This window comes from Bradyrhizobium sp. CCGB20, from assembly GCF_024199855.1.
Classification (GTDB): domain Bacteria; phylum Pseudomonadota; class Alphaproteobacteria; order Rhizobiales; family Xanthobacteraceae; genus Bradyrhizobium.
This window is the reverse complement of record NZ_JANADN010000001.1, coordinates 5,166,657-5,193,524: the sequence shown is the minus strand read 5'-3', so window position 1 is coordinate 5,193,524 and position 26,868 is coordinate 5,166,657. Positions and strand designations below refer to the sequence as shown.

The following is a 26,868-nucleotide window of genomic DNA, read 5'->3' as shown; positions in this document are numbered from 1 at the left end:
GACTTATACAGGCCGAGAAGAGCATGAGCGAATGCCCTTTTCGCAAGACCTTAGTGCGGGATATGCAGCCTGCAGTCGCGGTTCCGTGATCGATGCGGTCCACCGCCACCGAGGGAACACCTCAGAAAAATATCAGCCTGATCGCCAAGACGGTCGAAAACGCGCCCAGGGCCATGACAGCAATTTTGAAATGAAGATCATTATCCGACAGCGCCGTCAGCCCTCGCCACTGGAAGACCGGGAAAAACCCGGTGGCTCTTGGAGGAAAACCACCGGGCTGATCCGCCGATCAACACCATTCCAATGGCTCATAGGCTGAATAAATGGCGCTGGCGCGTCTGTTCGAATCCCGACAGATCGCCTACTTTAGTCGGGCGTGCGGCCGACAAGCCACGTCCTCAACTTGCACTAAACTTCCCGCCCGTGTTCGAATCGGGCCGCTGGCTCTCACTCTAGGAGAAGCGACGTGATCGCCAGTGGCCCACCAGGGCGCACCACTCAAACCCAGTAACCGATGTCTCTTACGTCGACCAGCGATCCTGTCCTTCCCGGAAGCCGGGTCGTTCAGCCGCTCGGCGAGCTGATCGGCGAGTACTTCCGTGCCTGCGGTTGCTATCGGCTCGCCTTTCTTACGTTTTTAACTTGTGCCTGTCTGCTTCGCTCGGACAATCATTGGAAGTTAAAGGGATTCTTTATGTCACCCTAATGCAGTTCGCACCTGCAGACGTAGGAACGTTGGTCTTAAGGCGGGTTGCAAGCGAACTTCAATAGGCAGGAAAGTCAGCCATGGAGGTAGCGAAGATTGCTTCGGGCATCGCGTTAGTCTTCGGAACCACGCGGCTGCTCGATCCCGAGTGCGCTACGATGACCTCGGCGCAGATTGGCATCCTGAAAGAGACCCCCGGGGGGCAGGTATTCAGCGACGGAAGGCGACCGGAATTGGAACGACTCAAAGGCAGCCCAGTTAGCCGCCGAGCCTCACCAGCCGTGTTGCGACGACCTAAAAACATTGGAGAAGCGCAAATGGCGAAAGAGCCGAAGACTCTCGACGACCTGTTCCACGATACTCTCAGGGATATCTACTTCGCTGAGAAGAAAATCCTGGCCACCCTGCCGAAGATGGCAAAGGCTGCTCAGAACGAAGAACTGAAAGCAGCATTCGAAAAACACCGCACCGAGACGGAGGGCCAGATCGAGCGACTGGAGAAGGTGTTCGCGGTGATCGAGAAGAAACCGCAGGGTAAAACCTGTGCCGCGATCGTCGGTATCACAGAAGAGGGCGCCGAGATCATGGAAGAATATAAGGGCTCGCACGCTCTCGACGCCGGCCTCCTTGCCGCCGCTCAGGCCGTCGAGCACTATGAGATTTCTCGATACGGCACGATGATTGCCTGGGCCGAAGAGCTTGGCCTCGACGATGCCGTCTCACTCCTTGAGGAAACCCTCGAAGAGGAAGAGGCGACCGACGAGGCTCTGACTGAAATCGCAAAGACAGCGATCAATCAGGAGGCTCAAGCAGCCTGACGCTTACGATGAATTGGAAACTGCCCCGCAATACGGGGCGTTTTTCTATTCCGTCCCCGCCAGACCGGGGCGCCTCGTTCCATTCCCTTGACAGTGAATTTCAGACATTCCCCACAAAGCTTGGCGACACCACCGACAGTCCCCGCATCGAGGCTGCCGTGACCCGCTATTCACTCGAAGATCTACGTCAGCGGTATGTCATCAAGGCAGGCCTCTTGAAGCGAGCCTTGAGGAAATCCTAAGCGCTGACAGCCGCGCGGGAGCGCGGGCTATCTCCGCCTTTATTGAAAAGCGGCGCTTTCGAAACCGGTCCGAAGGACAGCGGCTTCGCAAGATGCTGGGCTTTGAAACGCCATTGTGGGACGAGGGGGAGGATGCCGTTGCGGGTGTCGATGAGGCCGGAATGAGCCAGCGTGCGGGGTCGGTCTCGGCCTCCGCAGTTATCTTGAAGCCCGGCACGCGCATAACCGGCATTGACGATTCGAAAAGGCTGGATGCGAAGTCGCGTGAGGCTCTTGCGAAAGAAATCAAGGAAAAGGCAGCGGCGTGGTCTGTCGCGTTTGTGGAGCTTGAGGAAATCGACACCATCAACATCTACTGGGCGGGCATCCTCGCGATGCGGGCTGTCGAAGGGCTGAGAGTAACACCGCAGCATCTCCTGATCGACGCGAAACGCTTAAAAGAGATAGCGATCCCGCAGCAGGCGATTATCAGGGGCGACACCAAATCCGCGAGCATCGCTGCCGCCTCCTTTTTGGCTAAGGTCTCGCGCGATGCGCTGATGCGAACGCTCTGGCGCTAGGAGTACATCCGTCCTAGTGGTGCCAAACAGTTCGGCGAGCGGGGAGCACCGATCGACTTCCCCGCACCGCCTGATGTCTTCGGGGGCAGCGACCGTATTCGCCAAGACGTCGACGTGGGCATCGTGCTCTTGGACTATCGTGGGGCGGCTTCGTTGGGAGGGCCGAGAATGACAATACTCCCCGGTCATTTCTTCGCGGTTCGCTGACGAGCTAAACGACGCGTTCACTTCGCTGAACCCCAGACAGTTTCAGGGCGATCGGGAACGGGTCGGCTACATTTCGGAAATCGCAAGGCAAACCGGCTTGCAACGCACGAGCATCTATCGTGCTTTCGGCGACGAACAGCTTCCGAAGTTTTCAACTGTTCTCAGTGTGCTCCCGCCATGGGCTTTCAGCTCAGGATAGTTGCAAAAAAGACGACGCCCTAGAACCGCGCCGCGGGTAGCCGGCTTCCTTCAGCAGTCCCCCTTTATCATGTTATCAGCGGAAATGTGAGCGTTGTTGTTGTGCCGGCGTCGCCGCTGTTCTGGTCGACGGTCCCGCCAATCTGTCTCGCAAGAGAGGCAATCAACTTAAGGCCCGACCCGTTTTCGTTAAGGTTTTGAATGCCGCGTCCGTTGTCGGACACTGTCAAACGGGCTTCCCCAAAGCCGACGCCTCCTACCAGGTTCACTTTAATCCTGCCGCCCTTTGCGCCGAACGCATGCTTAATGCTGTTCATCGCGGTCTCATTCAAAATAAGGCCAACCGGCAAGGCGCGGTCGATGGTTAATTCGAGTTCATCGCACTCAACATCGATTTCGATTTCCTCAACTTGATTGCGGATCGCGCTGCACAGAGCCCGAATGTAATGGGAGAGTCTGACAATCTGTCCTTCTTGACGAGGAGCAAGCTGATCATGTGCCAACGAGATGGCGTTGATGCGGCTCGCCACGTGGTCCAGAGCGCGATGGGACTCTGGATCAGGATAGCGGCGCTTTTGAATGGAGATCGACGACAGAACAAGCTGAAAGTTGTTTTTGACCCGATGTTGCATTTCCCGAAGCAGAATCTGCCCCTTTTGAGCTTCGGCGATCGCGGCCATAAGGCGCGCATGTTTATCCGGCCGCGCGTCGCGGCGCAGCGCCGCTCCGATCAGCGCGGCGGCGGCGGTCAGAAACTCGGTCGTATCCTGCGAGAAGTCTCTCGGTTTGGTGCTATCGACCTCCAACACGCCCCATGCCGCGCCGCCGATCAGCACCGGGACATTGCTGACGGCGACAATGCCGTGCTCCGCCAAAAGCTCGGAGCGAACGAACTCCTCCTGCTCGCCGAAATCTCTGATGCTGACAGGTTCAGCCGTTTGGAATGCGCGACCAGGCGGCGACCGAAGGTCAGCCGAAAGCGTGGCGGTGCGGACGACACCCTCCTTCCAGCCTACACCCGCAATCAACTGTAGGTCGGACGAGTCTGGACGATATTGAAGAACCTTTACGTGATGGATTTCCACGGCCCGGGCAATTTGTAGCACAGCTTGGTCCAAAAAGCGATCGACATCCGCGTCTTCCATCGAAAGACGACCAATATCGACCAAAATGCGGATGTGGCGCCGGAGTTTATCCAGGGCGTCGCCTTTAGTAGCTTCGGTCGAGCGGTCTTCCATTAGCCTCTAACTTCTTGCCTGCCGGATGGTGCCTAAGCGCCTTAATTCCGTTGAGCATTCGACCAAGCGGGGGCTTCCGCTTTGATCCTCTAAAGCTGACGTTAGGAGTACGCGCCGCGCATATCGGGTAGCGAATGATCCAAGCCCGTTGGAAGCCGGTGACCCGATGCAGGTGTCGCTACGCGACCGTCGTCTGAGGCTCTGATCCTGGGACCGGGGGAGCGGCTGATGTTGTTGTGATGGACACGAAGGCGTGCCAGGGTTCTCGTCCATCATCATCTGGGCCTCCGCCGCCGCAGCCGAGCGTTCGATCGAACGAAGGCGGTAAGGTTTTCCACCGGGTGGCGTTCGAGGACCTCCGTCCAGAGCGCACAGGGCGTCCAATATGTCGTCGATCGATACCGGCTTCTTGAGCCCAGCAGGCGCGCGTAACGACGGACAAGAAGCTATCGCAGATGCATCGGACGCCCATGATGCCAGAATTGCGCGTTTCTCGGCCAACGTCAGGGCCGGGTGATTCACGACGTCTTTGGGTGTCTCGAAAACTGAGCCGGGATGAAGCAGCGCGTCGAAGTCAAAAAGGTTGTCGTCGGCGGTCGTCGGCCGCATGGTACTCTCCCTTTCATTGACGAATAGATAGGAGCCGCACGATTTGTCGCGCGGCTCCAAAGAAGCCGTGTTAAGCGGCGGTTTTGGCTTCCAGCTTCCGCCCGTTGCCGGCCGAGAGATCGCCAATGGAAATTCGGCGCGGCTTCATGGCTTCCGGGATCTCGCGAACGAGTTCGATAGTCAGCAAGCCGTTGTCGAACGCGGCGCCTTTCACCTGGACATATTCGGCGAGGTTGAACTGCCGCTTGAAACTGCGGGTCGAGATACCGCGATAAAATCACGCTCAGCCTTGTCGGATTTGCTGCCTTCGACCGTCACCACGTTCTGCTCGGCGGTGATGACGATGTCGTCGGGCGAGAAACCCGCCACCGCGAGCGAGATCTGATAGCGATCATCCACCAGCCGTTCGATGTTGTAAGGCGGGTAATTGTCCTCGCTGGCCCGCTGAGCGGTTTCTGCGAGGTCGAAAAGGCGGTCGAAACCAACGGTCGAGCGCCAGAGAGGGGCGAAATCGTAGGTGCGCATAGCCAAATCCTCCTAAGAGCAAGATGTCTACGAGCCGACCGGACACAATCGGTGCCCGTCTCTTGGCCCGGGCCCATCAGGCGCCCGGATGCCATCGTCAGATGGCGACAAAAAAATTAGCAAAGCCGGTTTTGGTTTCAAGAGGGGGTTGAAAAAATCTTGCTACCGATCACCGCCGTTACAGGTCCTCGCGCAACCCCTTGAAGAAAGGATGCCGTACTTTCCCCTCGGCCGACTTAGCGCGGTACTCTATCTCGGCAAGCAGCTTCGGCTCGACCCATATGCCTTTGTGTGCGATCCGCTTGGCGTAGGGCTGTGTCTTTCGGACGAGCGGTTGAAGCTTCTTACGCAACTCGGCGGCTGACGTCTTGTCGAAGCCGTGGTCGACCTTGCCGGCATAAACTAGGTCCTCGCCCTTGCGCCTACCGAGATATATGCCGTCCCATTTGCCCTCATCGAGGGCGAAGCCGGCGATGGTGAGCGTCTCGCGCTGGGAGCATGTTTTCTTGACCCAATTATTGCTGCGGCCGACCGGGTAGACGCTGTCGCGCACCTTGGAGACGACGCCTTCCAGCCCGACTTTGCAGGCATGGGCGAACATCTCGCCCCCGTCGATCTCAAAACTCTCGCTAAATTGGACGTCGCTGCCGGCGATAATCTTCTTCAGCGCGGCCTTGCGCTGGAGCAGGGGGACTTTCCGTAGATCCCGGCCGTTGAGGTAGAGCAGGTCGAAGGCGACGAGTACGATCTTGGTCGAGCGGCCCTTTAGCTCGTTCTGCAGGACGGAGAAATCGGTGCTGCCATCGGCGGCCGGTACCACGACTTCGCCGTCGATGATGGCCGAGCTCGCCTTAATGTGCCAGGCGTCGTCGGCGACCTTCTTGAAGCGTTTGGTCCAGTCGTGCCCCCGGCGGGTGAATACGGTGACGGCTTCGTTAGCGAGATGCACCTGGACGCGATACCCGTCGAACTTGATCTCATGAAACCAGCGCTCGCCGGATGGCACGCGATCGATCGAGGCTGCCAGGGCCGGCGCGATGAAGCCGGGAAAGGGCGCCTTGATGCCCAGCGTTTCGTGCTTTTTCCGTTGAAATGCCACGGCTAGACCAAGCGCGAGCTGTATTGCCGCGTGTCTTGGGCAGCGTAGCGATCGACGAATTCCTGGAGATTCGAAGGAATGTCGGTGAGCTGCAGATTGCACTGATGCTGGATCTCGCGAGCAACGTCCTCGGAAACGTCTTCTGACCAGCGCTCCGACGTGTTGAAGGCAACCCTGCTCGGCCGTCGATACTCGCCGGCGAGAAGATCTTGAAGGACCGTCTCGAGGTCTGCCGATTCCATGTCGGTTTCGCGCCAAGCGCTCCCTGCGCGCCCGAAGTCGTCCGCCACCAGATAGATGTCGCGGTCGAGGCGGTCGGCCGGCACGATTGAGGGCGAGGAACGCATAGGCTACTCCGATACAGCAACGGCGGAGAGACGGCCCCGGCTCGCAGAGGCTTGGGGTTAAGGCCGGGGCCGCTCCGTCAGCTCTGCAGGGAGCTGGCGACGATTCAACTGTCCGCGCGCCGCTGTCGTTCCTTTGGCGCGACTGGGAGGCCTTGGCGGTATGGGGATCGTCAGGCGCCGCGAGCCTAGGAAAAACTGGCAATCTGTTCTGTTCACTCGTGAACATTGGCTATAGAGTTCGGTTGGCGGGACTGGAGTAGCTGCAATGAAAGATATGCGGGCTCAGTTGGAAAAGCTCCGCGAGGAAGCAGCCGAGTGTGCGCTGATCCGAGATCCTGCGACCGACCCAAAGAAGCGAGAACTATTTACCCGACTGGCAGATCACCTGAGCGTGCTCGCCGCCGAGGTCGAGCATGCGATTGCGGAAGGTATGAAGCGCAGCGACGGGTGAATATAACACACCCGCGGCAGTTTTCGAAAAGATGATGGCGGTCGGTCGTTAGCCCGCAAGACGGCCCCGGCCGGAGGCTTTTGAGGGTGTGAGGCCGGGGCCCTTGGGGATGCTTGGCCCTTGGCAAAAAGCCAAGCGGTTTCACCTTACGCTGTCCTAGCTGCGCTTCTGTTCGTTTGAGCACATTGCGAATGCTGTTTCGGAAAATAATTGCCAAGTTTTCCCGGTTCCGATTCGCATAAGTTAGTGCTGCGTCGCAGGGCTCCCGATAGCCTTCCCTTGCCGGGCAGGTTCTTAAATTTCGAATGTATTGCGTACCCGGGACAGTTCGCAGCTTGAGCTTGGCGGCGGGCATATTTCAGGACAAACTTTAGATCAGCGCTTGAAAACTGAGGCCGCCCCAGGGCGGCCTTTTTGCATTCACCTGCGCGAAAAGAGCGGCCCCAGCACAACCAGATGCCGGGGCCGTTGGGAGCCTTGGCGGTTAAGGGGGCGCCAAGACCTACTGATGTCTAGGAAGATTCGGCGATCAGGCCTGTTGGCCTTCCGATATAGGCGCCATCAATCGCGTCCTCTGAGTTCACGGTCGAAGATCGCCAAGTTGCAACTTGGCTTAATGCTCCGATGGCCCGCCGCCACGAGCCTTCCGCGCCGTGGCCATCCACTCTTCCGCAAGCTCTAACCAAGCCTGTTTGTCGACTTGGTTTGTGGCCCTCGCGGCTTCATCCAAGCAATTCTGCGCTTGTTGCACGTACCTCGCAAAATCAGCTTCCTTCATCGCGATCAATGCGTACGCAGACAGAATGTGCCTATGGAGGTCCGCAGGCTGCTTTCCTCTTGAGTAGGTCGGCAAGGTCCATCTCGAACATGTGCTGGGTCTGCTCGAACAGTTTTAGAAGGCCGATTGAAGCTGGTGTCCCGTCCTGGGCAACAAGCGCTCGTTGGCGCTCTATGATGAGCCTGCCACGATCAACGTGGCGCTGCGCCAAAGCGATTCTTTGATCCAGCGTCATTGCCAGTTCCTACCCGGAACCAGCGTGCGACCAGAAGTCAAAAACGGCCAGTTACAAATTCAAACCGCTGCGGTCGGAAGCAAGACAATGCTGGCTATTTCGGTGGCTGCAGTCCGGGCGACCGGAGCCATTCGCTCACATGCGAGCCGGTCTCGCACTGGCGGGCCTTCCTCAGAAGGCGCTCCCGCTCAATACCTGGGGAGGCGTTTCTTGCCTCCTCACGCAAGCGCATGGCCTCTGCCGCTAGCCGTGTTTCCAATGTTTCGATTTGTTTGAAACGACGCCGACGCGGGGTCATGGCGCGCTCCTTTCCATGAGAGGAAGGCGGGAGCGCGTGATGGCGTTCTCATCACCGATAAATGCCACGGACCGTGCGGTGATGGACTAACCGTACAATATCGGCACCGCGCGACGACAACTTAGGTTAACGAGCCGGGGACTATATTTTTGCGCGCGGCTCGAACTTTTCGGGAACCGCTCAAAAGGCGGATTTGGCTATTAGGACACTGCCAAAATCAACTTAGGACACTTGGGGTCAAATACGGACAGTACCGCTCTGTTGTCCAAACCTAGATGGGCAGCAGCTCGCGACGCTTCCATTCGAGCCTATTATTGTACAATTAGTCCAAGTATTCCTTGCGAATCCGGCCGCGAACGGGAAAATATGCAGCGCGCGCCTATTTGTGGGGGGCTGCGCCGAACGGCCTCAGCGTCCGCGCCAGCCCCGGACCTGCTTGAGGCCGTTTTGCTTTGGTCACTAGCCTGTGGCACGCCCATTGCAAAGTTGAAGCCAACTGGGATTTCAGAGCTCAGTTAGAGAATAAGACGCTGCTGGGACGCGTATTTCGAGCCCGGCAGCGTTCTAATTTGGGACGAATGGGGCACCCGCCGCCTCCGTTGGAGCGCGTTCCCGCCGGAGATGCCCTCCTACCGGGCGAGGAGCTCCTCGCCAGACGGGAGCAGCTTCACATATGTACCGCTCTCGTGAAGCATCAGCCACCCGCGTTCGACGGCATACCGAATCCCGGCGCCGAACTCGCTGCCGCTGGCCTTCAGCGTGAATAAGAAGGGCGCGTTGATGCGCTCGATATAGATCCGACCGTCCTGCACCGGCTCAATGCTGGCGGCGAGTTCGACGAGCTTTCGGGCCGCGGCTTCAGGGGCGGAGTAGGGGAGGGCCTCAACGTGCTTCATGCGCGGCTTTCCATATCTGATCCAATCTTCCTAACTCCAAATATGGAGTTCTGCCTAATTCAGCTAGGGTTGCCATGCAACCAACGCGCATTGTTGTGCTTATAGGCCCATGCAAAGGGTTCATTTGGTGCGGGTGATAACTGACAGCGGCGAGCGCCAGATTTGGCTTGCAGCGACGGAGCGCGACAACGCTGTCGACTACGTGCTCGATGCGATCCCCGAGGGCTGGACGGCCAGCCTAGTCCAGCGGGAGTTGAGCGCCGAGGATGCGGCGGCCTTGCAAATGAAGCCAGGAGAAGTCCGCCAGCATCGACTGTCTTGATAGCCTTGCGGGTGCGATGGGGTGTACTCTTAAATTCGATAAGCCGGCGCGGAGGTAGGGCCCGTGTCCGTTTAGTCTTCAAAACCGGTCATCGCCAGTTGGCACCAGCTAGTCCGCTAAGGGCCACAAGCAGACCACTGCTACTTTCCGGGCGGCCAACCGAACCGCACGGGATATTTATCATCAAGCCGCACAAGGCCGGCCAATTGGTAAGCCTTATGGAGTGATCCGAAATATCGTATCAACGTCAAAGCCGAAGGCAGGCCAGGATCTTCATCGATCAAGAATGCCGAAATCCTTCCCTTGCGCCTCGCCAGCTTCTTCAATCCAAACAAAAGGTCATCTGTACGATACCGCAGGTGAGCGCGCTGTTCTGGGAAGCGGCGTCTTTGCGTAAGCATCTTACCTTCTCTTTTGCGCTTTAGAGCCGCCTGCAAAATCTCAGAAGGCGTGCGCTTGGGTAGACCAGCGAGCTCTCTAGCCTTGGTCAGTGAACCGAACCGTTTGGTGTAATAGTATGTGCTGGGCGTTTCACCATTTTGGTCGACCAGTTTGTGCGACACGTAGCCGTGTTTCTTTTCGAGCTGGCGCAAAGCCCGCAAGAGTGCAGTGTCCGTCCATTGGACACCAAGGAAGCATTGATCGGTGCCGGCTGCCCGTCGGCGCTGCCAAATCCGCCGCGACACCTCGCTGCGGGACAACACGGGCAGCCCGGCCCGCTCCATTGCGTTGCGCATCGAGCCGAAGCGCTTTCGAATCGAATAGCTTGCTGGCAAGTCCAGGCATTTATCGATGAGATGGTGAGATACGTAACCCTTGGATTGATGCAGCTTCTGAAGTCCAATCAAAATTTCCTTGCTGCTCCAGCATTTTCCGTTCATGCCGAATGGCAGCGCATTCGGTGGCGCGTAGCCAATCGCTGCATAAGCGTCGCGTAGCGAGCCGAACCGTTCGGCGATGAAGCTCGCAGACGGAATATTCTTATCTTCATTGATGATCGCCTGCGAAAGGCGTCCTTTTTTCATGAGCAGCCGCTCCAGACCTGCTCTAACTTCATCGGTTGTCCAGCGCCTTCGGAAGCGCGCCAATCGTTCCTGCGCCTTAGAAAATAGAGCAGGCGGAACTATGGGATCGAAGGCACGAAATCTTGTCCATAGACGCTCAGGATTTCTACGCGACGAAGCTTGCATCTTTTTCGTCGTGACATTGTACGTCATCTGCCCGATGCACAGTCCGCTATGGAGTATCTCCAAGACGGTTGGCCCGCTCAGAGGCTTGTCACCATACCCCTTCACGCCCTCTTTCGCTAAGCGCTCGGCAATCCTATCTGCGGACAGCTCGTCACGCACATACAGACGAAATATCCTCCTTATAACAGCCAGCTCCTCGGGAGGACCGGGGACAACAAGGACCTTGTCGTTGCTGATTGCTTTCCGTTCGCCTCGATTCAGGATCTGTCGCGGCTTTCGATTCTCATCAACGAGGAGGCGTCTGAATCCGTAAAGAAGGCAGCCGCCCTGGCGAAAACCAAGCCGCGCTTGCTGGAGGTGAGCGCGAGACATCTTCTCCGAGAGTTCGCGACTGAATTCCCCCGCCATCACGCGCTTGAGGTGCTTCACGATGGTGTTTATCGGAACAATCTCTTCCCCAAATGGCTCACCGCAATAGACGACCATCACCCCGGCTTGCCTGCACAGAAACTCGTAGTAGCCGGCCTGATCTGGATTCTGGAATCGTCCCCAACGACTGACGTCCAAAACCAAAATGGCATCAAAGTCGCGCTGCGGGGCGAGCGTATCGCTGAGGAGCCTCTGTAGCGCCTTCCTACCTTTGAGAGAAAGCCCACTCTTTGCAGCATCGATGTACGACTCAACGATATGGAAGCCGTTCCGGGTCGCATACTCTGCAATCGCGTTCTGCTGGTTCTCTGTGGAGTATCGCTGATTTTCCGATGACATGCGCAAGTACTGCACTGCTCGTATAAGTGCGGCGCCGTTGCTGACCGTATTCACAGCCATTCCTCTAGCGAGAGCGATCCCTTAGAAATGTGATTATTACATTTCTATCATACTCCCCAATGACAAGAATCCAATCGCCCACGAGCAGACGTTCATTACTGCATTCGCCGCACAATCTGCGGAGATTGAACGCGCGGACGTTGACCTGGGAGGCAGTGATGCCGCTCTACATACACCAGCGACCTGATTGGCCCCGATTCCGGTGGGACCCACATATCATTGCAGATCAGCTCACGGAGGTCCGAGCACGGCGGAGCGAGCTGAACAGTCGAATGCAAGCCTTGTCGAACTCACAACGGGAACAAACCCTATTACAGGCTCTGACTGATGAAATTGTCTCATCGAGCGCAATCGAAGGAGAAGCGCTTAGGCGAGATGACGTTCGTTCCCTCCTGGCCTGGCGCCTTGGCAAATATGAGGATGCCTTGCCGCCGGCCGACCGTCAGGTCGAAGGCGCGGTCGACATGATGCTGGACGCCACGCATAGGTTCGACGGTGAACTTACCGCAGAGAGGCTCTTCAGTTGGCACGCATCACTCTTTCCAACCGGCCGCAACAACAGGAAGAAGATCATTGTGGGAGCTTGGCGGGACGTCTCGGCAGGAACGATGCTAATTGTCTCAAACGCTGACGGACGCGAGCGGGTACACTTTGAAGCGCCGGCCGCTGAGAGGCTGGATGGTGAAATGAGCCGCTTTCTCGATTGGTGTAGTGCTGACGCAGAGCTTGATCCGATTATCAGGGCGGCGCTGGCGCACCTCTGGTTCGTGACCGTCCACCCATTTGAGGACGGGAATGGGCGCATTGGGCGCGCCATCAGCGAGACGCTGCTAGCCCGATCCGATCGGACGTCGCTACGATTCTATGCCATGTCGGCTCAGATCTACTCCCAGAGACAACGATACTACGAAGAGCTCGAAAAGGCGCAAAAGTCAGACCTCAATATCTCCGCTTGGATACTGTGGTTTCTAGCCTGCCTAAGCCAGGCCATTAGGCGAGCTGACCGGACGATCGCCTAACCAATGTAGAAAGACAGTGACTGGTGAGGCAAGTCTGCTTGAGCAGACCAACCAAGTTAGGTGGCTGAGACAAAGCCCGCTATGGGTCACAAGCCGCCGATCACGCTCAATGTGGCAGACTTCCCTTTGTGTTGGTAGGCGGACGTTTATGAGTATGCGCCCTTGTACGATTCGGGATTTTTTCGGCCGCTTGCGCAGCAAAGATGTGCTGGCGGTGAGGGGTAGCTCTCTTGCGGCTTCCAGCTGTCAAACTCCGAACCGCAGACGCAGCGCATCAGCGTGCTCGGGATCTCGCTGTCGAGCTTCTCGCCGCGCGCGCTTGGTCGCAACGAAAGCCCGCCAATCACGATCGTGGCGCCACTCGGCGAAGGCGCGGTCGGGGATGGTGGGCAACAGCTCGGACCATGCGTCTCGAAGGCCTCCCGGGCGGCTTCGAAGTTCTCGGCCGCTCCGTTGCGGTGCTGGCCGGGCTCCAGACCAGGATAGAATCCGCACGACCAAGCCCACTGACTGACGGTTGTAGGCACGCCGGCGCGCGTGCCGATCGTGCCGACACGCACGTCACCGAAGTAGATCTGCCACCCCTTCTGGTGTGGATTGTCGCTGCGGCGGCGGGTGAGGGTGGGCTCTGTCATGGGGCGGCTTATGGCACGTGAACGCAGCGAGAACAAACATTGCGGCGGACTGTGACACAAACTGTGTAACAGCGATTCTTCGCCATTCTTAACCAATTGAACTTGCATTGATATTTTTTGGCCTTTGGCGCCGTGGCTCCCTAGCGGAATCGAAACCATCGGCGTTGTGCCTCCTGAATAGCTGGTAGAGCGAGCTAGCGGGTAGCGTTCGACTGGAGCGGCGGCGAACTACAGTTTTCGTATGCTCGGTAACAGGTGCGAGCCTCAGGCCAGAAATCAACTCTGCGGTCTATCTTCCGTGTAGGATGCTGGCTGTCGGTAAGATTTAACCGAATTGCGCGTTGACTGCGAAGTAAGCTTGCGCGGCCTCAAAGAGCGGGCTTAGCTTACCTTTTGGCATTTTTGCGCGCGGTTATATGAAGGCTTTTTTTGTCATCATCGGCATTTGGCTACTGATCAACGTCCTGTTTGTCGTTGTGATGACCCCGCCTCGGAAACCGCGGAGAGCGGAGGGGTCTAACTCCGCAGGTCTCTCTCCTGTACAAGTTGATCAGAACAGCCATCATTTCGCCGACGATGACCGAGTTTCGATCCGTCACACCATCATAGCCGTTGCACTAGGCGCATTCTTCTCATTGACGCCGCCCCTGATCGAGGCCGTTGATCAGATCAAGCGACTGACGAAGAAGCGTCGGAAGGCGGCCGGTACAAGAAACCATGACGGCGAAGACCAGACATAAATCGAGCGCGCGAGCTACTGCCGGTCGTGGAGTGGAGAACTGATGCTGGCGGGCCTCCCTGCTTCTTGGAAGCAACTCTTATCGTGCTCTCCATGAGAAAGAGGCCGCCAACTGAGGCGGCCTTGCTAGAAAACGCTCATAAGCAGTCCGGCGACGAAGATCACGAAGCCGACCGCGGCAATGCCAAGGCAAACGCGCGCGTGGACTGAGTAGGGATCGACCTGAGGCTCTTGGATCATGGCCTTATTTCGGTGGCTGCAATCCTGGAGACCGCAGCCAGTCGCTCACGTGCGAGCCGGTCTCGCATTGGCGAGCCCGCCGCAGTAGCTGATCGCGTTCAATGCCCGGAGGGGTATCCTTCGCCTTCTGGCGCAAGCGGATCGCTTCGCCGGCAAGACGTTCTTCCAAAGACTGGGTTTGCTTGACCCGACGTCGTTGCTTTGTCATGGCGCTACTCCCTGTTTTCGTTGGGCGGGAGCGCGGTGAAGGCGTTCTCATCACCGACAAATGCCACGAGCCGCGCGGTGATGCTTCTACAACTAACAGGCGCAGAGCCCGATTTCCTTGCCAAATGTTAAGGGTTGAGTGCATTTCGGTCTGAAAGCGGCCAGCGCCTGCTTGGGCGGCCGGGGGCCTCATGATGCTGGGGCCTCCGGACAAGCATTACCTCGTGGGACTGAGGCAGCCCGCCGCACACACAAGTCAGTCGACGACGCGCGTCGCCGAAACTTCGCCCTGTCCCCTAATCAGGTACCCTGAAGAAAAGTGGCCCCGGCGGATCACGTGAGAATGTCTCCGCCGGGACCAGTCAACGCTGCCAATCGTGACGTTGGCGAAACACGATGGTTTTCCGCGGGTTCCTAGATTCCAGATGCTCAAACATTTTCGAGAATGAATTGATGTCGGTCCGGCTGAACACCGTCTGCTGGGCCCCAGCATCGGCCGAGGGCTTGATAATGCTTGGTCCCTCGGACAGGCTGCCTCATAGGGCAGGAGCAGCTACCGGCTCGAATAGGCACTCTCGGAAAGCCAGCGTCTAACAAATGAGCGAAGCGGCTTCAGAAAGCAAAAACGCCGCCCGCTTAAACGAAGCGCAGGCGGCGGTCGTCCAGCCCCGGGAGGGAGATCGTAAAATCCCGATACCGGTGTGTCTGAACGCGCCATGCTAAGGTTCAATGCGCGCTGACCGCACCAGCCCAAAAGGGAAGTGAGCGGGGATAGACCGGACTGTTCCCGCCAACTCGGGAGCCAGGCGAGGACTCAAAGATCCGCATGCTGCTGTCGTTCCCTTTGGGCACGTCATCCCGCAAATTTCAGTGTCGCCGGCATTTTACCCTGCGATCTCTTTTTGGTGGTCGATGCCCCGAATTCAACTAGCAATCAACGGTTAGACGGCGCATTGTCTTTCCATCACCGGCCAAGGCTCTGTCCGTAGGCGTCGGTGGCTGAGAGTTCGGTCGTGCTCCCGCCTGCTAACAAGGAGCACAGCTATGGCTCAGTTTCTCGTTTATTGGGCTCCTTCTATGTTCGAGGCGCTGCACATGCGGCAAACTCTCGATCTCATTCAGCGAAGTCGGGAACTGCTCGCAGCATCTTCATCTGCGGATGGCTTCGCCGACCGTAAAACGCAAGAGCCGTTCCCTTTCGAGCAAGAGCCAATGGACTCTGCCAGCATACAGTCTGAGCCAGAAAGTAACCGGAGGTCCTCTTGATCGACCGCAAGATGCTGATGGATCGCCAGGCTGAAGCAAGGAGGCACGTTGCGCTAGGCGAGCGGCACATTGCCGAGCAGGAAGATCGGATCACGGAACTGGCTGCAAATGGCCATGACACGACGGAATCTCGGAAGCTGCTCGAAAACTTTTACGGTCTTCAGCAGCAGCACGTTCAACATCGGGATCGACTCTTGCGGCAGTTGGAAAAGTAAGACCGCCTCAGTTGGCGGCGTAGTACTACGGCTATCTCCCAATGCGGACTTTACGGGTTAGGTGTAATAGACCGAATGGTGCGCACAGCGGAAGAGCGCTGGGAACTACAAATCGCTCTGATAGCCAAGGTAGCAATGTCGAAGGGCTGGCACGCCAAGTCAGACCCAATAATTGCACCGCGCACGTTCTGCGAATTAAGAGCAGCCCCAACGAGTAAGGCCGGCTTGGAGGAGGGGTGCAGCTACCTGACATTACACGAGGGTAGGGAGCGATGATCGTCCCTTACTCCACATTGTGACGACGCATGCCGCGCGATGAGCGTTCGGCGCGGCGGCGGGCGAGGGGGACGTTATTAGTCATGGGGAGATAGGCGCTACTCGGTTGCCGAGCCAGCCGCTGGGGCGTGCGCGCGGCCTAGGCGGCTTAGTCAATGGGCGGCGTAGACTTAAGTGGTAGCGCGTCTTAGCGCTCGTTCCGCATATATGGACTGTTCTCCGACACCAAAAGCATGGACGAATCGGAGCTCGGCAGAGCCTCAGGGCGACTGATTATAAGGGCGCCGACGTCGGGTTTTGGGATCTAAGCAGAAATTTTTTGTCAACCAGAGTATTGCTGCTTGTGACCCCATCTCAGACATCGCGCTGATTAGCGTCCGAAAACCCTCTGGGCAGTCTCAAGCGCAACAACAGGTCGACTGAGACCGAGCAGGCCGCTTCAAGGCTTAGATCGCGCGTTCATGTCAGTTGTGGACCCCGGAAAACTGAAATAGGATCGCTGCATGCCCCACGGCCTGCCGTAAGCAGGTGTGAAGCTTCCCGCCACGACGGATCATGGGCACGTCGAACGAGCGCTTAGACGCATATCCGTTGTGCTCTCATGCCCGAAAATCGCTGCGGCGTAGCCGCCTTTAGTTCTGGCGCAACCATTGGCGCGCTAGGCGGCCTTATTGGCCTTGGCGGAGCTGAGTTTCGGCTACCGCTGCTAATCAGCTTGTTCCGCTTTCATGGGCTGGAAGCCGTGATCCTGAATAAGGCCATTAGTCTTATTGTGGTGGCAAGCGCGCTGCCGTTCCGGGCGCGAACCGTGCCGCTTGCGGAGATCGCCGCGCACTGGCCTGTCATCATCAATCTGCTGGCGGGCAGCCTTGCCGGGGCTTACGCTGGTGCCGCCTGGGCAATTAGGTTGAAGACTGCAACGCTCTATAAGATCATTGCGGCGCTGCTGGTTGTGATTTCAGGCGTGCTGCTTTTTGCTCATGACGTCACGGCGAACGCGCCAGCGTTCACGGGCGTGCCGCTGGTCGTGGTTGGCGTCGTGGCCGGGGGTGTCATCGGTGTGATCGCTTCGCTGCTTGGGGTGGCTGGCGGCGAATTTCTGATCCCGACGCTGGTGCTGCTGTTTGGCGCGGACGTGAAGCTGGCTGGCAGTCTGTCGCTTGCGGTGAGCCTACCGACCATGCTTGTCGGCTTCGCGCGATATAGCCGGGACCGGAGCTTTGGCGTCCTGCGCGCTAACCGGGGATTTCTGCTTGTCATGGCGCTGGGATCAATCGTCGGGACCTTCATCGGCGGGCTATTGGTAGGGCTGGTGCCAAGCTCGATATTGCTGCCGGGGTTGGCGGCCCTCTTGGTAATTTCCGCCGTGAAGGTTTGGAAACATCACTAAATTCACCCAGTAGTTTTGCTCCCGGCGCGTCAGTTAGGCGAGGTGGCTTCTGCTCTTGGGCCCAGGGCGGAAGTGCCGGACGGGCTACACTGAGGTAAGCTAGTGCCCGCAAATGTCACGCGAACTGCTTGGGACACAATCGCGGTTCCTTCCGGCCCCCCGGCAGCGTGGCGTGTGCAACGCAAAGCCCTAGGTTAGTGGTAGTGGTGCAACACTAAGCACACGATCAGCCGAATGCGACTCCTCGCGCATTTGACTCGCCCGTGCCCTGTGGTAGCGCTGCTATGGGGATCAGGCGATGATGAGGTTCGGTTACAAGCGGCGGATCGGCTGCGGGGCCGCATTCATTGCGGCCTACGCACTCCTTTTCAATCTCATCCTCTCCAGTATCCTGGCTGCAGGCGTTTCACCCGCTGCTGTCGCGGCGGCTCACGAATTGTGTAGCAGCAGTGGCAATTTAGATGCCGGCCGGACTGGCACAGATAAGAACGGCAAGAAGCTCGCGATACACTGTCCGTCATGCGCCGGACATCACACTCCGACCGCGCTTCCGTCACCACAAGCTGCCCTTGCTGACCGTCGATATGTTGAGTTGGTCATCGCCGTTGCGTTTGAAGCACGGTTTGTTGCGGCGTTTCGCTCGCACGATCACCAATCTCGCGGACCTCCTTTCCTGATCTGACAGCAGCGCTACAGCAGCGCCAATAACCGTCAGTTCAATTGGGAGTTTTGACACATGTCATCCGCCGTCAGGCGGCTACGAGCCTGTGCGCTCGCCAGCGCCATCCTTTCTTCACCTGTATACGCGCAAACAAGCGGGCAGAAGCAGTTGCCGCCCGTGACCGTTGAAGCACCTCAGCAAAAGCGAGATGCGACCAGCCGTCCATCCCGGGACGCGACCCGTTCACCGCGCATTGCGCGTGCCAGACGAGCGCCGGAGGCACCGGTCCAATCGGCGGGCGATCAGATAGGCGCATCGCGCGTAGTGCTCGGCGTTCTCTCTGCACAGCAGGCCCTTAAAGAGATCAACAACACACCAGGCGGTGTGGCGATCGTGCCCGCCGAGGCCTACAGAAACTCGACAGTCTCGAACACGATCAAGGACATTCTCGACTACGTCCCGGGCGTATTCGCCCAGCCGAAATGGGGTGACGACACCCGCCTGTCGATCCGCGGCTCCGGCCTGTCGCGCAATTTCCATCTGCGCGGCGTCCAGCTCTACATGGACGGCATTCCCATCAACACGGCAGATGGCTACGGTGATTTTCAAGAGATCGATCCGACGGCCTACAAATACGTAGCAGTCTACAAGGGCGGCAACGCGCTGCAATACGGGGCTAACTCTCTGGGCGGTGCCATCAATTTCGTCATCCCAACTGGTCGCGATCCGCTTCCAAACGGCGCGTCCTTCGATCTTGGCGCCTTCGGTTTCAAGCGGCTGCAAGCCAATGCCGGCGGTGCGAACGGCCCATGGGATGGCTTTGTCACTGCCTCGACGCAGGCATCCGACGGCTTTCGGGATCACAGCTTCGGATCGAGCAACCGGATCAACGGCAATATCGGTTATCAGATATCGCCAGACGTCGAAACGCGGTTCTATTTCAACGCGAACGAAGTACGCCAGCGCATTCCGGGTAGCGTGGACAGAACCACCGCGCTGACCTCGCCGACCTCGGCGGCTCCGATCAACGTCGCCAACGACTGGCAGCGCAATATCGATACCGTGCGTTTAGCAAACAAGACGACTATTCGCTTGGAAGATACCCAGGTTGAGCTCGGGGCGTTCGGGGTCGATCGGCACTTGATGCATCCGATCTTTCAATGGCTCGACTACCGATACAAAGACTATGGCGCCTTCGCAAAGGTCACGGATGATCGCTTCGTCGGAGGATACCGCAACAGATTCGTCGCCGGCTTCAACATCCTGAACGGCACCATCGATGCGCAGCAATTCGTCAATGTGGGCGGCTTCAAGGGGACGCCGACCTCGTCGTTGTTGCAGAAGCCGCAAAATTACTCCGCCTATGCGGAGAATTCGTTCTACTTCGTACCGAACGTCGCATTCGTGGCGGGCACGCAATACCTGTTCGCGGTACGCGATCAGCAAGTGAACTTTTCGACCAATGGCGACGTCAACGGTCGGAGCACCTTTAGCCTGTGGAGCCCCAAGGTCGGCCTGCTATGGCAGGTCGATCCAACCTGGCAGGTGTTTGGCAACATCTCGCGTAGCGCTGAGGTGCCTAGCTTTGGCGAGAGCGTGAGCCCGAACTTCCTAAGTCCCACACTGCCTACCATTCCGTTCTTTCTGATCAAGCCGCAAACCGCCACAACCTACGAAGTCGGAACGCGCATGAAGCGGCCGGATTACGCATGGGAGATTGCCCTCTATCGTTCCAACATCAGCAACGAACTGCAGTGCCTCTTCAGCACGTTCGGCAACTGCAATGTTACTAACGCCGATCAAACCATTCATCAGGGGATCGAAGCCGGTGCCGGTGCTGCAATTTTCCGCGACATTTTCGTCGGCGGAGCGGCGCCTGACAAGATCTGGTTGAATCTCGCTTACACGCTGAATGATTTTCACTTCGACAATGATCCGACCTTTGGCAACAACGTTTTGCCGGGGGCGCCACGGCACTTCATCCGGGCCGAGCTGTTGTACAAGCATCCCACTGGGTTCTATTTCGGACCCAATCTGGAATGGGTGCCGCAGGCTTACTTCGTCGACAGCGCCAACACGCTGATCAGTTCGGCCTACGCGATTTGGGGCCTCAAGGCCGGCTTCGACAATGGCGGTCCGGTCACGGGCTACATCGAGGCGCGCAACATCGCTAATAAGGCCTATATCGCGAGCGCAAGCATCATTGACCGGGCAACACCGACATCACCTCTGTTCGAACCTGGCAACGGCAGGGCGGTCTACGCCGGCGTGAGGTATCGATGGTGAGTACAAGAGATCGGCGCCGCATTTCGGTGTTCTTTTCTGGCAGAGAATTGATCACGGCGAGCCTTCGAGCGCTTTCGCTTGTGTTCGTTCTGCTAGCCAGCGCTGCGGTGCCAGCGACGGAAGCGGGAGCCGAGGCCGAAATCGAAGGACTACTGCATGGCATGTTCGACAAGCCGGACGCTGTCCTCAACGTATCTCCAATCGTGGTTGCCGGTGGTTTCGCCATTGCCGACTGGACGCAAGGCGAAATGGGCGGCCGCGCTCTCCTTCACCGCAAACAAGCGTCCTGGGTGATCACGCTCTGCGCCGGTGACGGCATCAGATCGCGTGAAGCACTAAGGCATGCGGGAGTTCCGCAGCAGGAAGCGATTTCACTGGAGCGCAATCTCGCGGCGGCGGAGAGCAAGGCCGATCCCCAACGCGTGGCCATGTTTTCCCGGTTCGAGGGAATGGTGACGATGGACAGTCCTTCCAATCAACCACACGGCAACTCGCATCCACCGAAATGATCGGCCGAATGGCGGTGATGAACGGCCTCAAGTCGCCTTGCTAATGGGCCCAAAGCGGGCATTCCATAAAAGAAGAAGGCGCGACGATAGGAACGGACGACACAGGCGCCGGTTGAGCGCAACAACTCTGGAGGTTCGCCGTGAAAATAGTCCCGTTGATGACAGCAAGCTTGATCGTCCTTTCGACTGCCGGCGCCTCGGCGCAAACAGGCGGCGCTCCGAGTGGGCGAGGATCGGTCACCGGTGATCCCGCGGCCAGCTCCACGGCGCCGAGCAATGATCCGCGCAGCACGACTGGCATGTCACCTGGCTCGCGCAGTGGTAGCGGCACGTCTACGTCCGGCGGGAAGGATGACAATGGCGATCAGGGGCGAGACAAAATGCCGGACAGCAATATGGCCGTAAGGCCGCAAAGCGATCAGCCGCAAAAGCCGCACTGACCCTCGAGTAGGAACGAGGCTGACACCGAGCCGTTGGTGACTTGAGGTACTGGCATCTCCGCCCCCTGAGGTGTCGGTACTGAGAGCCCCGTGGCGCCGCCGCTGCGGGGCTTGTCTTGTAAGGAGCCTACGATGAGTGACCGTACTGGAAATGAACCTTCGCCGTTGATTATTTTCGGCATCGCGATCGTCCCGATCATCGCGGTACTGGCGTGGTTGGCGTTCTGATCGCGAAGGTCAGCCCCACTCAAGCGCTAAAACGCGCGAGGCAACTATGAAGATCGAGTACCTGGTGAGTTCTTACACTATGCGCAGATGACATCGTCCGCTCAGCAATTCCACAAAGAGGCGGCGGCCTGCCGCGAGGAGGCAGCTCGAAGCCTCAACCCCGTCGATCGTGAGGGCTGGGAAAGGCTTGCACGCGAATGGGCGGAACTCGCGCTCGCGGCGGAGCGTGGCCAGATTTTCCGCCGGGATTAGCGATGGATGCGTCCCAACAGGACGTGTCGATAGCTGGATTGAGCCCCCGAGCGCAGGCTGGCCTGCGCCGTGCCTTGGCTTGCCGCGCGGCCACGCAGGAGAACGTCCAGTCGCTGACGCAGCGCGACCTCTTTAAGCTCGTGGGCGTTGGCCGGCGGACGTTGAACGAGATTGTTAGTTGGGCGGCGGCGAACGGCCTGCGGTTTCCACGCGGGTAGCGAGACGCAGGCTGCATTGCCGAAAGATCATGCGCAGCATAGCGGTCGGACGCGGTGAGCAAAGTCCGCAGTTTGGGTGTGAAGTCGGCAGAAGAAAAGGGCCGGTCAAAAAATGAGTCGAGCAAACCCAGCCCAGGATGAAAACAGCAACAAGCGCCGCGCGGTAAAATACGGAAAGCGCCCCGTTCAGTTCGGAAAAGGAACTGCAAGGTCGGGCGAATATTTTAATCGTCGCTGGGTCGCTGACCAGAGCTGGCGGAGCGGCCCCGGCCTAACCCACCTTGACGCCCCTGGAGCCGGGGCCGTCTCTCTACCGTTGTCATGTCGGAGAAGAGTATGCGTTCCTTGCCCTCGATCGTGCCGGCCGACCGCCTCGACCGCAACATTGCTGAGTGCCGCGAACATGCTGATCACTACAAGAGACTTTCTGACCACTACAAGAGACTTTCTTCCGCGAGCGACATCTCCAAGGACCGCGCCACCGCTCTGAAGAACATTGCCCGAACCTATGTCGGTTTGGCCGGCCAACTCGATAGACTGGCGTCCCTTGTGCGGAACGAGCAAAGGTAGGTGCTCACCTGTCCGGCTTCGGTCATCGTATTCGAAGTGCGCGCTTTGGTCGGGTACCGGCGTCTCTATTTCACAATGGAGGAGGGCGGCACTGGCCTGCTTCCGACTTCACAGACGCTTCGTATTTCAACTTCAGTGGCCCAAGCGGCTCTCAATTTGCCAACTTTTCCCGATCGCGGTTACTACCTTTTAGTTGATCGGGGATATAACGGCGGGATCACTTCTGTTTACCCAATGCCCGCACAAAAAGAGCAAGAAGGCCAACGGGTCACGTTCGAGCATCCGTTGCCCGCGCAGATGATGGCCATTGATGGAACGTGGCGTCGCGCGTGCACCCTTAAGGAAGTCTCAGATGTAGGGGCAAGACTTCAAGTTGAGATCTCGATTGAGGGGCTGACCCTGAACGAGTTCTTCCTTCTTCTTTCGTCCACAGGACTTGCCTATCGTCGCTGTCAACTTGAACGAGTAAATGGCGAAGAATTGCAGGTCAGCTTCATCCGCCAAAAGGCCAGGGCCAGGAAATCCTCCGATACGAGCTAGACCCGCCGTTTCCAAGACTGCCAAAATTTCCCGGCAGCTTGGGAACTTTTGGCTTATGTGCACTTTGTAACGTCCACGTTGCGTTTGCTCCGGGGGATAAGACTTTGACGGAAATGCTGCCGGTAGTCCTGCTCGTGGAAGACGACGATGCGATCCAAGGCATTGTCGAGGATGCGTTGGGCGAGGGGGGCTTCGAGGTCGCCAGCGCCAAGTCCGGCGAGGAGGCGGTGACGCTGCTCAAGGGGCAGCTCATCGCGTACTGCGCTCTGGTGACAGACATCAATCTGTTAGGAAGGTTCAACGGCTGGGACGTCGCGCGGGCTGCGCGCGAGGGCGATCCCAAATTTCCGGTGGTCTACATATCGGGCGCAGCAGCCCACGACTGGCCGGCACAAGGCGTTCCCAACAGCATAATTCTTCAGAAGCCGTTTGCCCCCGCGCAGCTTACAACGGCGGTCTCTCAACTCCTTAACGAGCGCTCAGCGGCTGATTTAGGCAAGGCTTGAGGCGAGACATGACGCAGGCATCAATACTCCTCGTGGAAGATGAGGCGCTTATTCGAATGATGCTCGTTGAGATGGTCGAGGAACTCGGACACAGGGTCAGCGCTGAAGCGGGGAATATAGATGATGCGCGATCTGTTGCTGAGATTGAGGCATACGATCTCGCGATCCTCGACGTCAATTTGCATGGCACGAACGTGGGGCCCGTTGCCGAAGCGATAAGGAGACGAGGGCTGCCGTTCTTTTTCTTGAGTGGATACGGCAGCAGCGGCGTGCCGCGCGGATTTGAAGGAACGCCCGTCTTAATCAAACCATGCACGCTGGACAAGCTCGAGCAGACAATCGACGCTATCCTAGCGAACGGCGAAACTTAAAAAGCGCAAGACAAACGTTGCGGAGCATCGTAGATCTTCTAGCGCCTAAAGGACGGCTTGCCGCCCAAGTTGTCCACGGCACGAGGTCTGGCACGAATCTCATGCCGCGCCTCGTTCTGAAGTATCCCTCGAAGGGCCACAAGGCCGGTGTGAAACGGCGGGCGTTGTCCCCACCCACGACGCGCAGTAGCTCGCGCACGTTGTTACAGTTCGCAAAAAAAACGGCCCCAGCTATTAGTTGCCGGGACCGTTGGAGACCTCGGCGGTAATGGGGATCGCCGAGGTTTACTGAGGTCTAGGAAGACTCGGCAATCGGGTCTGTATGCCTTCCGACATAGGCGGCGCCGCTGGTCGCGCTCTCTGAGTCATCGAAGCGCCTTAGCTTTTCCACACCCACGACCTGCAGTGGCTCGCGCTCGTTCCGCGACGCTAGGATGATATTGACGCAGCTTTTGCCGAATGGCTTCGGGAACGTTCGGGGGGGCCGTCGTTTGGAGAGCAATGACGAGCACGACCGTAGTTCTCATTCCCGGCATGCTGAAAGCGCTTCGCCTGGTGCGCGTCTACGGCTTTTTGGTCGAGCGCAGGGACGGCCTGTATTACCCCGGCAGCAGCCAGCCGACATGTTCGAAGGCTTTGGCAGAGAAGATGGTTGAAGGCGGCTGGCTGGTGAAACGTGGAGAGCGTTATCAGCCAACAGAGAAGGGTTGGCATGCAGGAGAAGCCGGTTCGGATGTGGGGTAAGCTAGGTGAATCCTAGGGCCGCCCGGTGCAGTTACTGCTGGCTAAAGCGCGAGATGGGCATGCGCAGCGTCCTGGTCTATTGCGCTATGGGAGGTAGACGAGACGCTGGGCCGCACGGCGTCCACCGCCGCTTATGACCCATAAGCGACATCACCCCTCCGGCACGCCAGCCAAATACATCCCCTTCAAAAGCCGCCTTGACCCCGCAAGAAACGTCGGGTCGTCAGAAACTCGGAGGGTTTTCAAACGGCGGATCGTGAAGGCGGGATCGAGTAAAAGACCTTCGTTTCTAGCTGCTACCGCGTTATCTGTTTGCCCGAGAAGCGCGAGGGCGGAAGCGTATTCGAAGTGTGCCATGGGATAGTTCGGGTTGGCTTTCAGGCTTCGGCGTAGCCACTCAGCGGCTTCACCATCGGCTTCGAGGTGCAATTTGGCCGTACCAACATAGGCCAGCCAACGAGCAATCCCTTCGTCGCGAGGAGATACACGCAGCGCTTCCTTTACGTGTGCCTCAGTCTCAGTGGGGCGACCGAGATACAGTTTGGCGACGCCGACACAAGCATGAGCCTCGGCAAAATTTGGGTTCAAAGATAGGGCATGCTCGCATTCAGCAAGTCCTTCCAATCCGCGTCTCGTACACAATCGCACGCCACCAAGAGCCAAATGAGCGGCGGCGTGCCGTGGATCGAGAGAGATAGCCTTAATCGAGGCCACTTCTGCTGTCGCAATGTACCGATACGGGTCATCAACGAACACAAGGCCAGCACAGAACACATCTAATGTCGCAATAGCGGCCAGTGTCTCGATGTTATCAGGTTCAAGCTTTAGGGCCCCCTCGAAGAAACCTCGCGCTTGCATTAGGCTAGTCGGGGTCCAACCTTTATTAAGTCGAGCCATCCCTTGGAAATGCAGATCTAACGCGCTTGGTTGCAAAGATCGCTCCGCTCGCCTCGCCTCGACTGCAATAAGTTGAGCATTAAGTGCGTTGGCCAATCTCGACACGATTTCGTCTTGCATTTCGAAAAGGTCGGCGAGTGGTTTGTCGAAGCGGTCGGCCCACAGATGGCTGCCTGTTTCGGTATCGACTAGTTGCACGCACACCCGAAAACGATCCCCGCTCCGCTGCACCGAACCTTCGAGCACGTAACGAACATTCAGCTCGCGGCCAATCTGCTTGAGGTCGACTGCTTTGCCCTTGTAAGTAAATGCGGTGTGCCGACCAATCACGAACGAGCCTCTGATGCGGGATAAGTCCGTGGTTAGGCTCTCGGTCACGCCGTCGACAAAATAGTCTTGCTCGGGATCTCCACTGAGATTGGCGAACGGCAGCACAACGATAGAAAGGCGGGGTGCTGAAGGCGATGTCGCTGCGGTCACTTCACCACGCACCGCCGAACTGTCCTGCTCGAGAGGGCTGGCCTGTCTTTCTTCCTGCACGGCTCCAACAAAGCGGAATCCTTTGCGCTGCAGGGTCTTTATCAGAAGCTGCTTCTCGCCGGTGTCGCCGATCGCGTTCCGGGCGGCATTAAGCCGGGTCGTCAACGCCGCCTCCGAGACGACGCGGCCATTCCAGACGGCGCTGAAGATATCGTCCTTCGTAACGACGCGTTCTCTGTTGCGGATCAGATAGTCGAGCAGGTCGAAAACCTGCGGCGCGACTGGGACTACCTCGTCGCCTCGACGCAGTTCGCGGCGACCCAGGTCAAACGTACAGTTTGCGAAGAGGTAGCGCACAGCCTTTCCCTCTGCCGGTAGCCGTCCACTCCCTGAGGTGGGCAGCCGCGGTCAAGACTATGCCACGAGCGAGCGAAATGTAAGCTGCTCACGAAGTGTGCTCGGAACGGTGACCAATTCCTCTAAGTGGATGTCTGCATTTGGCCCCTTAGCGGACTAGCTAGGGCGAACTGGCGATGTCCAGTCTTGAAGACTAAACGGACACGGGCACCCTACCTCCGCGCGGGCTGATCGGGTTTATGATGGGGTGGACCCCCGCCTCGACGGCATCGATG

General features: G+C 58.1%; 25 protein-coding genes and 3 pseudogenes. 17 read left to right on the top strand and 11 right to left on the bottom strand.

What is annotated here, in order from left to right; all coding sequences use genetic code 11:
• The first annotated feature begins 1,023 nt into the window (after window positions 1-1,023).
• The 3 genes from NLM15_RS24010 to NLM15_RS44070 all read left to right on the top strand — a co-directional run bounded on the left by NLM15_RS24010 (window position 1,024) and on the right by NLM15_RS44070 (window position 2,732).
• Complete coding sequence (locus NLM15_RS24010; protein ID WP_254124383.1) at window positions 1,024-1,524, top strand: ferritin-like domain-containing protein; 501 nt, start codon at window positions 1,024-1,026, stop codon at window positions 1,522-1,524.
• A 334-nt stretch (window positions 1,525-1,858) separates the two neighbouring features.
• Complete coding sequence (locus NLM15_RS24005; protein ID WP_254119924.1) at window positions 1,859-2,326, top strand: ribonuclease HII; 468 nt, start codon at window positions 1,859-1,861, stop codon at window positions 2,324-2,326.
• Between the two features lie 304 nt (window positions 2,327-2,630).
• Window positions 2,631-2,732: a hypothetical protein gene (locus NLM15_RS44070; protein ID WP_375166858.1), complete on the top strand. Its 102-nt coding sequence runs from the start codon at window positions 2,631-2,633 to the stop codon at window positions 2,730-2,732.
• Between the two features lie 67 nt (window positions 2,733-2,799).
• Here NLM15_RS44070 and NLM15_RS24000 read toward each other — a convergent pair whose 3' ends face one another.
• The 5 genes and pseudogenes from NLM15_RS24000 to NLM15_RS23980 form a co-directional block, all read right to left on the bottom strand.
• A complete protein-coding gene (locus tag NLM15_RS24000; protein WP_254119923.1) occupies window positions 2,800-3,969 on the bottom strand; it encodes a sensor histidine kinase in 1,170 nt (389 codons plus the stop codon).
• 291 nt (window positions 3,970-4,260) lie between these two features.
• Window positions 4,261-4,578: pseudogene (locus tag NLM15_RS23995) on the bottom strand (hypothetical protein); the annotation flags it as partial.
• A gap of 70 nt (window positions 4,579-4,648) precedes the next feature.
• Window positions 4,649-5,103: pseudogene (locus tag NLM15_RS23990) on the bottom strand (Hsp20 family protein).
• A gap of 178 nt (window positions 5,104-5,281) precedes the next feature.
• A complete protein-coding gene (gene ligD / locus NLM15_RS23985; RefSeq protein ID WP_254119922.1) occupies window positions 5,282-6,202 on the bottom strand; it encodes a non-homologous end-joining DNA ligase in 921 nt (306 codons plus the stop codon).
• A 2-nt stretch (window positions 6,203-6,204) separates the two neighbouring features.
• Complete coding sequence (locus tag NLM15_RS23980) at window positions 6,205-6,549, bottom strand: hypothetical protein (protein ID WP_254117089.1); 345 nt, start codon at window positions 6,547-6,549, stop codon at window positions 6,205-6,207.
• 265 nt (window positions 6,550-6,814) lie between these two features.
• On the opposite strand from NLM15_RS23980, the gene NLM15_RS23975 reads away from it, so the two are divergent.
• The gene (locus NLM15_RS23975) at window positions 6,815-7,000 is read left to right on the top strand and encodes a hypothetical protein (protein WP_254119921.1); all 186 of its coding nucleotides are present in this window, start codon (window positions 6,815-6,817) and stop codon (window positions 6,998-7,000) included.
• Window positions 7,001-7,809: 809 nt separating this feature from the next.
• Here NLM15_RS23975 and NLM15_RS23970 read toward each other — a convergent pair.
• From NLM15_RS23970 to NLM15_RS23955, 3 genes are all read right to left on the bottom strand, one after another.
• Entirely contained in the window at window positions 7,810-8,013 is a 204-nt protein-coding gene (locus tag NLM15_RS23970; protein WP_254119920.1) for a hypothetical protein, read from the bottom strand.
• A 927-nt stretch (window positions 8,014-8,940) separates the two neighbouring features.
• On the bottom strand, window positions 8,941-9,207 hold the full coding sequence (locus tag NLM15_RS23960; protein ID WP_254119919.1) for a hypothetical protein: 267 nt from the start codon (window positions 9,205-9,207) through the stop codon (window positions 8,941-8,943).
• Window positions 9,208-9,669: 462 nt separating this feature from the next.
• On the bottom strand, window positions 9,670-11,541 hold the full coding sequence (locus NLM15_RS23955) for a recombinase family protein (protein WP_254119918.1): 1,872 nt from the start codon (window positions 11,539-11,541) through the stop codon (window positions 9,670-9,672).
• Between the two features lie 65 nt (window positions 11,542-11,606).
• Between NLM15_RS23955 and NLM15_RS44065 the strand changes: the two are divergent.
• Together NLM15_RS44065 and NLM15_RS23950 are read left to right on the top strand one after the other, a co-directional pair.
• A pseudogene (locus NLM15_RS44065) lies at window positions 11,607-11,945 on the top strand (DUF4172 domain-containing protein); the annotation flags it as partial.
• Window positions 11,946-11,972: 27 nt separating this feature from the next.
• Window positions 11,973-12,566, top strand: a complete 594-nt coding sequence (locus tag NLM15_RS23950; protein WP_254119917.1) for a Fic family protein — start codon at window positions 11,973-11,975, stop codon at window positions 12,564-12,566.
• Between the two features lie 146 nt (window positions 12,567-12,712).
• On the opposite strand, the gene NLM15_RS23945 is transcribed toward NLM15_RS23950, so the two are convergent.
• Entirely contained in the window at window positions 12,713-13,360 is a 648-nt protein-coding gene (locus NLM15_RS23945) for a hypothetical protein (RefSeq protein ID WP_254119916.1), read from the bottom strand.
• Window positions 13,361-13,617: 257 nt separating this feature from the next.
• On the opposite strand from NLM15_RS23945, the gene NLM15_RS23940 reads away from it, so the two are divergent.
• Entirely contained in the window at window positions 13,618-13,941 is a 324-nt protein-coding gene (locus tag NLM15_RS23940; protein WP_254117075.1) for a hypothetical protein, read from the top strand.
• 243 nt (window positions 13,942-14,184) lie between these two features.
• Here NLM15_RS23940 and NLM15_RS23935 read toward each other — a convergent pair whose 3' ends face one another.
• Complete coding sequence (locus NLM15_RS23935; protein WP_254119915.1) at window positions 14,185-14,388, bottom strand: hypothetical protein; 204 nt, start codon at window positions 14,386-14,388, stop codon at window positions 14,185-14,187.
• A gap of 1,261 nt (window positions 14,389-15,649) precedes the next feature.
• Here NLM15_RS23935 and NLM15_RS23930 point away from each other — a divergent pair.
• From NLM15_RS23930 to NLM15_RS23885, 10 genes are all read left to right on the top strand, one after another.
• Window positions 15,650-15,868: a hypothetical protein gene (locus NLM15_RS23930; protein WP_254119914.1), complete on the top strand. Its 219-nt coding sequence runs from the start codon at window positions 15,650-15,652 to the stop codon at window positions 15,866-15,868.
• Between the two features lie 877 nt (window positions 15,869-16,745).
• Complete coding sequence (locus NLM15_RS23925; RefSeq protein ID WP_254119913.1) at window positions 16,746-17,534, top strand: sulfite exporter TauE/SafE family protein; 789 nt, start codon at window positions 16,746-16,748, stop codon at window positions 17,532-17,534.
• 298 nt (window positions 17,535-17,832) lie between these two features.
• Window positions 17,833-18,216: a DUF2946 family protein gene (locus NLM15_RS23920; RefSeq protein ID WP_254119912.1), complete on the top strand. Its 384-nt coding sequence runs from the start codon at window positions 17,833-17,835 to the stop codon at window positions 18,214-18,216.
• A 54-nt stretch (window positions 18,217-18,270) separates the two neighbouring features.
• The gene (locus NLM15_RS23915; protein WP_254119911.1) at window positions 18,271-20,481 is read left to right on the top strand and encodes a TonB-dependent receptor domain-containing protein; all 2,211 of its coding nucleotides are present in this window, start codon (window positions 18,271-18,273) and stop codon (window positions 20,479-20,481) included.
• On the top strand, window positions 20,475-20,990 hold the full coding sequence (locus tag NLM15_RS23910; RefSeq protein WP_254119910.1) for a copper uptake system-associated protein: 516 nt from the start codon (window positions 20,475-20,477) through the stop codon (window positions 20,988-20,990). Before NLM15_RS23915 ends, NLM15_RS23910 begins: the two co-directional genes overlap by 7 nt.
• A 1,474-nt stretch (window positions 20,991-22,464) precedes the next feature.
• The gene (locus NLM15_RS23905; RefSeq protein ID WP_254119909.1) at window positions 22,465-22,698 is read left to right on the top strand and encodes a hypothetical protein; all 234 of its coding nucleotides are present in this window, start codon (window positions 22,465-22,467) and stop codon (window positions 22,696-22,698) included.
• A complete protein-coding gene (locus NLM15_RS43760; protein WP_309144935.1) occupies window positions 22,699-23,238 on the top strand; it encodes a hypothetical protein in 540 nt (179 codons plus the stop codon).
• 113 nt (window positions 23,239-23,351) lie between these two features.
• Window positions 23,352-23,744: a response regulator gene (locus tag NLM15_RS23895; RefSeq protein WP_254124379.1), complete on the top strand. Its 393-nt coding sequence runs from the start codon at window positions 23,352-23,354 to the stop codon at window positions 23,742-23,744.
• Window positions 23,745-23,752: 8 nt separating this feature from the next.
• Window positions 23,753-24,115: a response regulator gene (locus NLM15_RS23890; protein WP_254119908.1), complete on the top strand. Its 363-nt coding sequence runs from the start codon at window positions 23,753-23,755 to the stop codon at window positions 24,113-24,115.
• Between the two features lie 501 nt (window positions 24,116-24,616).
• Window positions 24,617-24,859 carry a hypothetical protein gene (locus tag NLM15_RS23885; protein WP_254119907.1) on the top strand — a complete coding sequence of 81 codons (243 nt, stop codon included), beginning with the start codon at window positions 24,617-24,619 and terminating at the stop codon, window positions 24,857-24,859.
• 150 nt (window positions 24,860-25,009) lie between these two features.
• Here NLM15_RS23885 and NLM15_RS23880 read toward each other — a convergent pair whose 3' ends face one another.
• Window positions 25,010-26,593, bottom strand: coding sequence for a winged helix-turn-helix domain-containing protein (locus NLM15_RS23880; RefSeq protein WP_254119906.1), 1,584 nt, complete (start codon window positions 26,591-26,593; stop codon window positions 25,010-25,012).
• Window positions 26,594-26,868 lie beyond the last annotated feature (275 nt).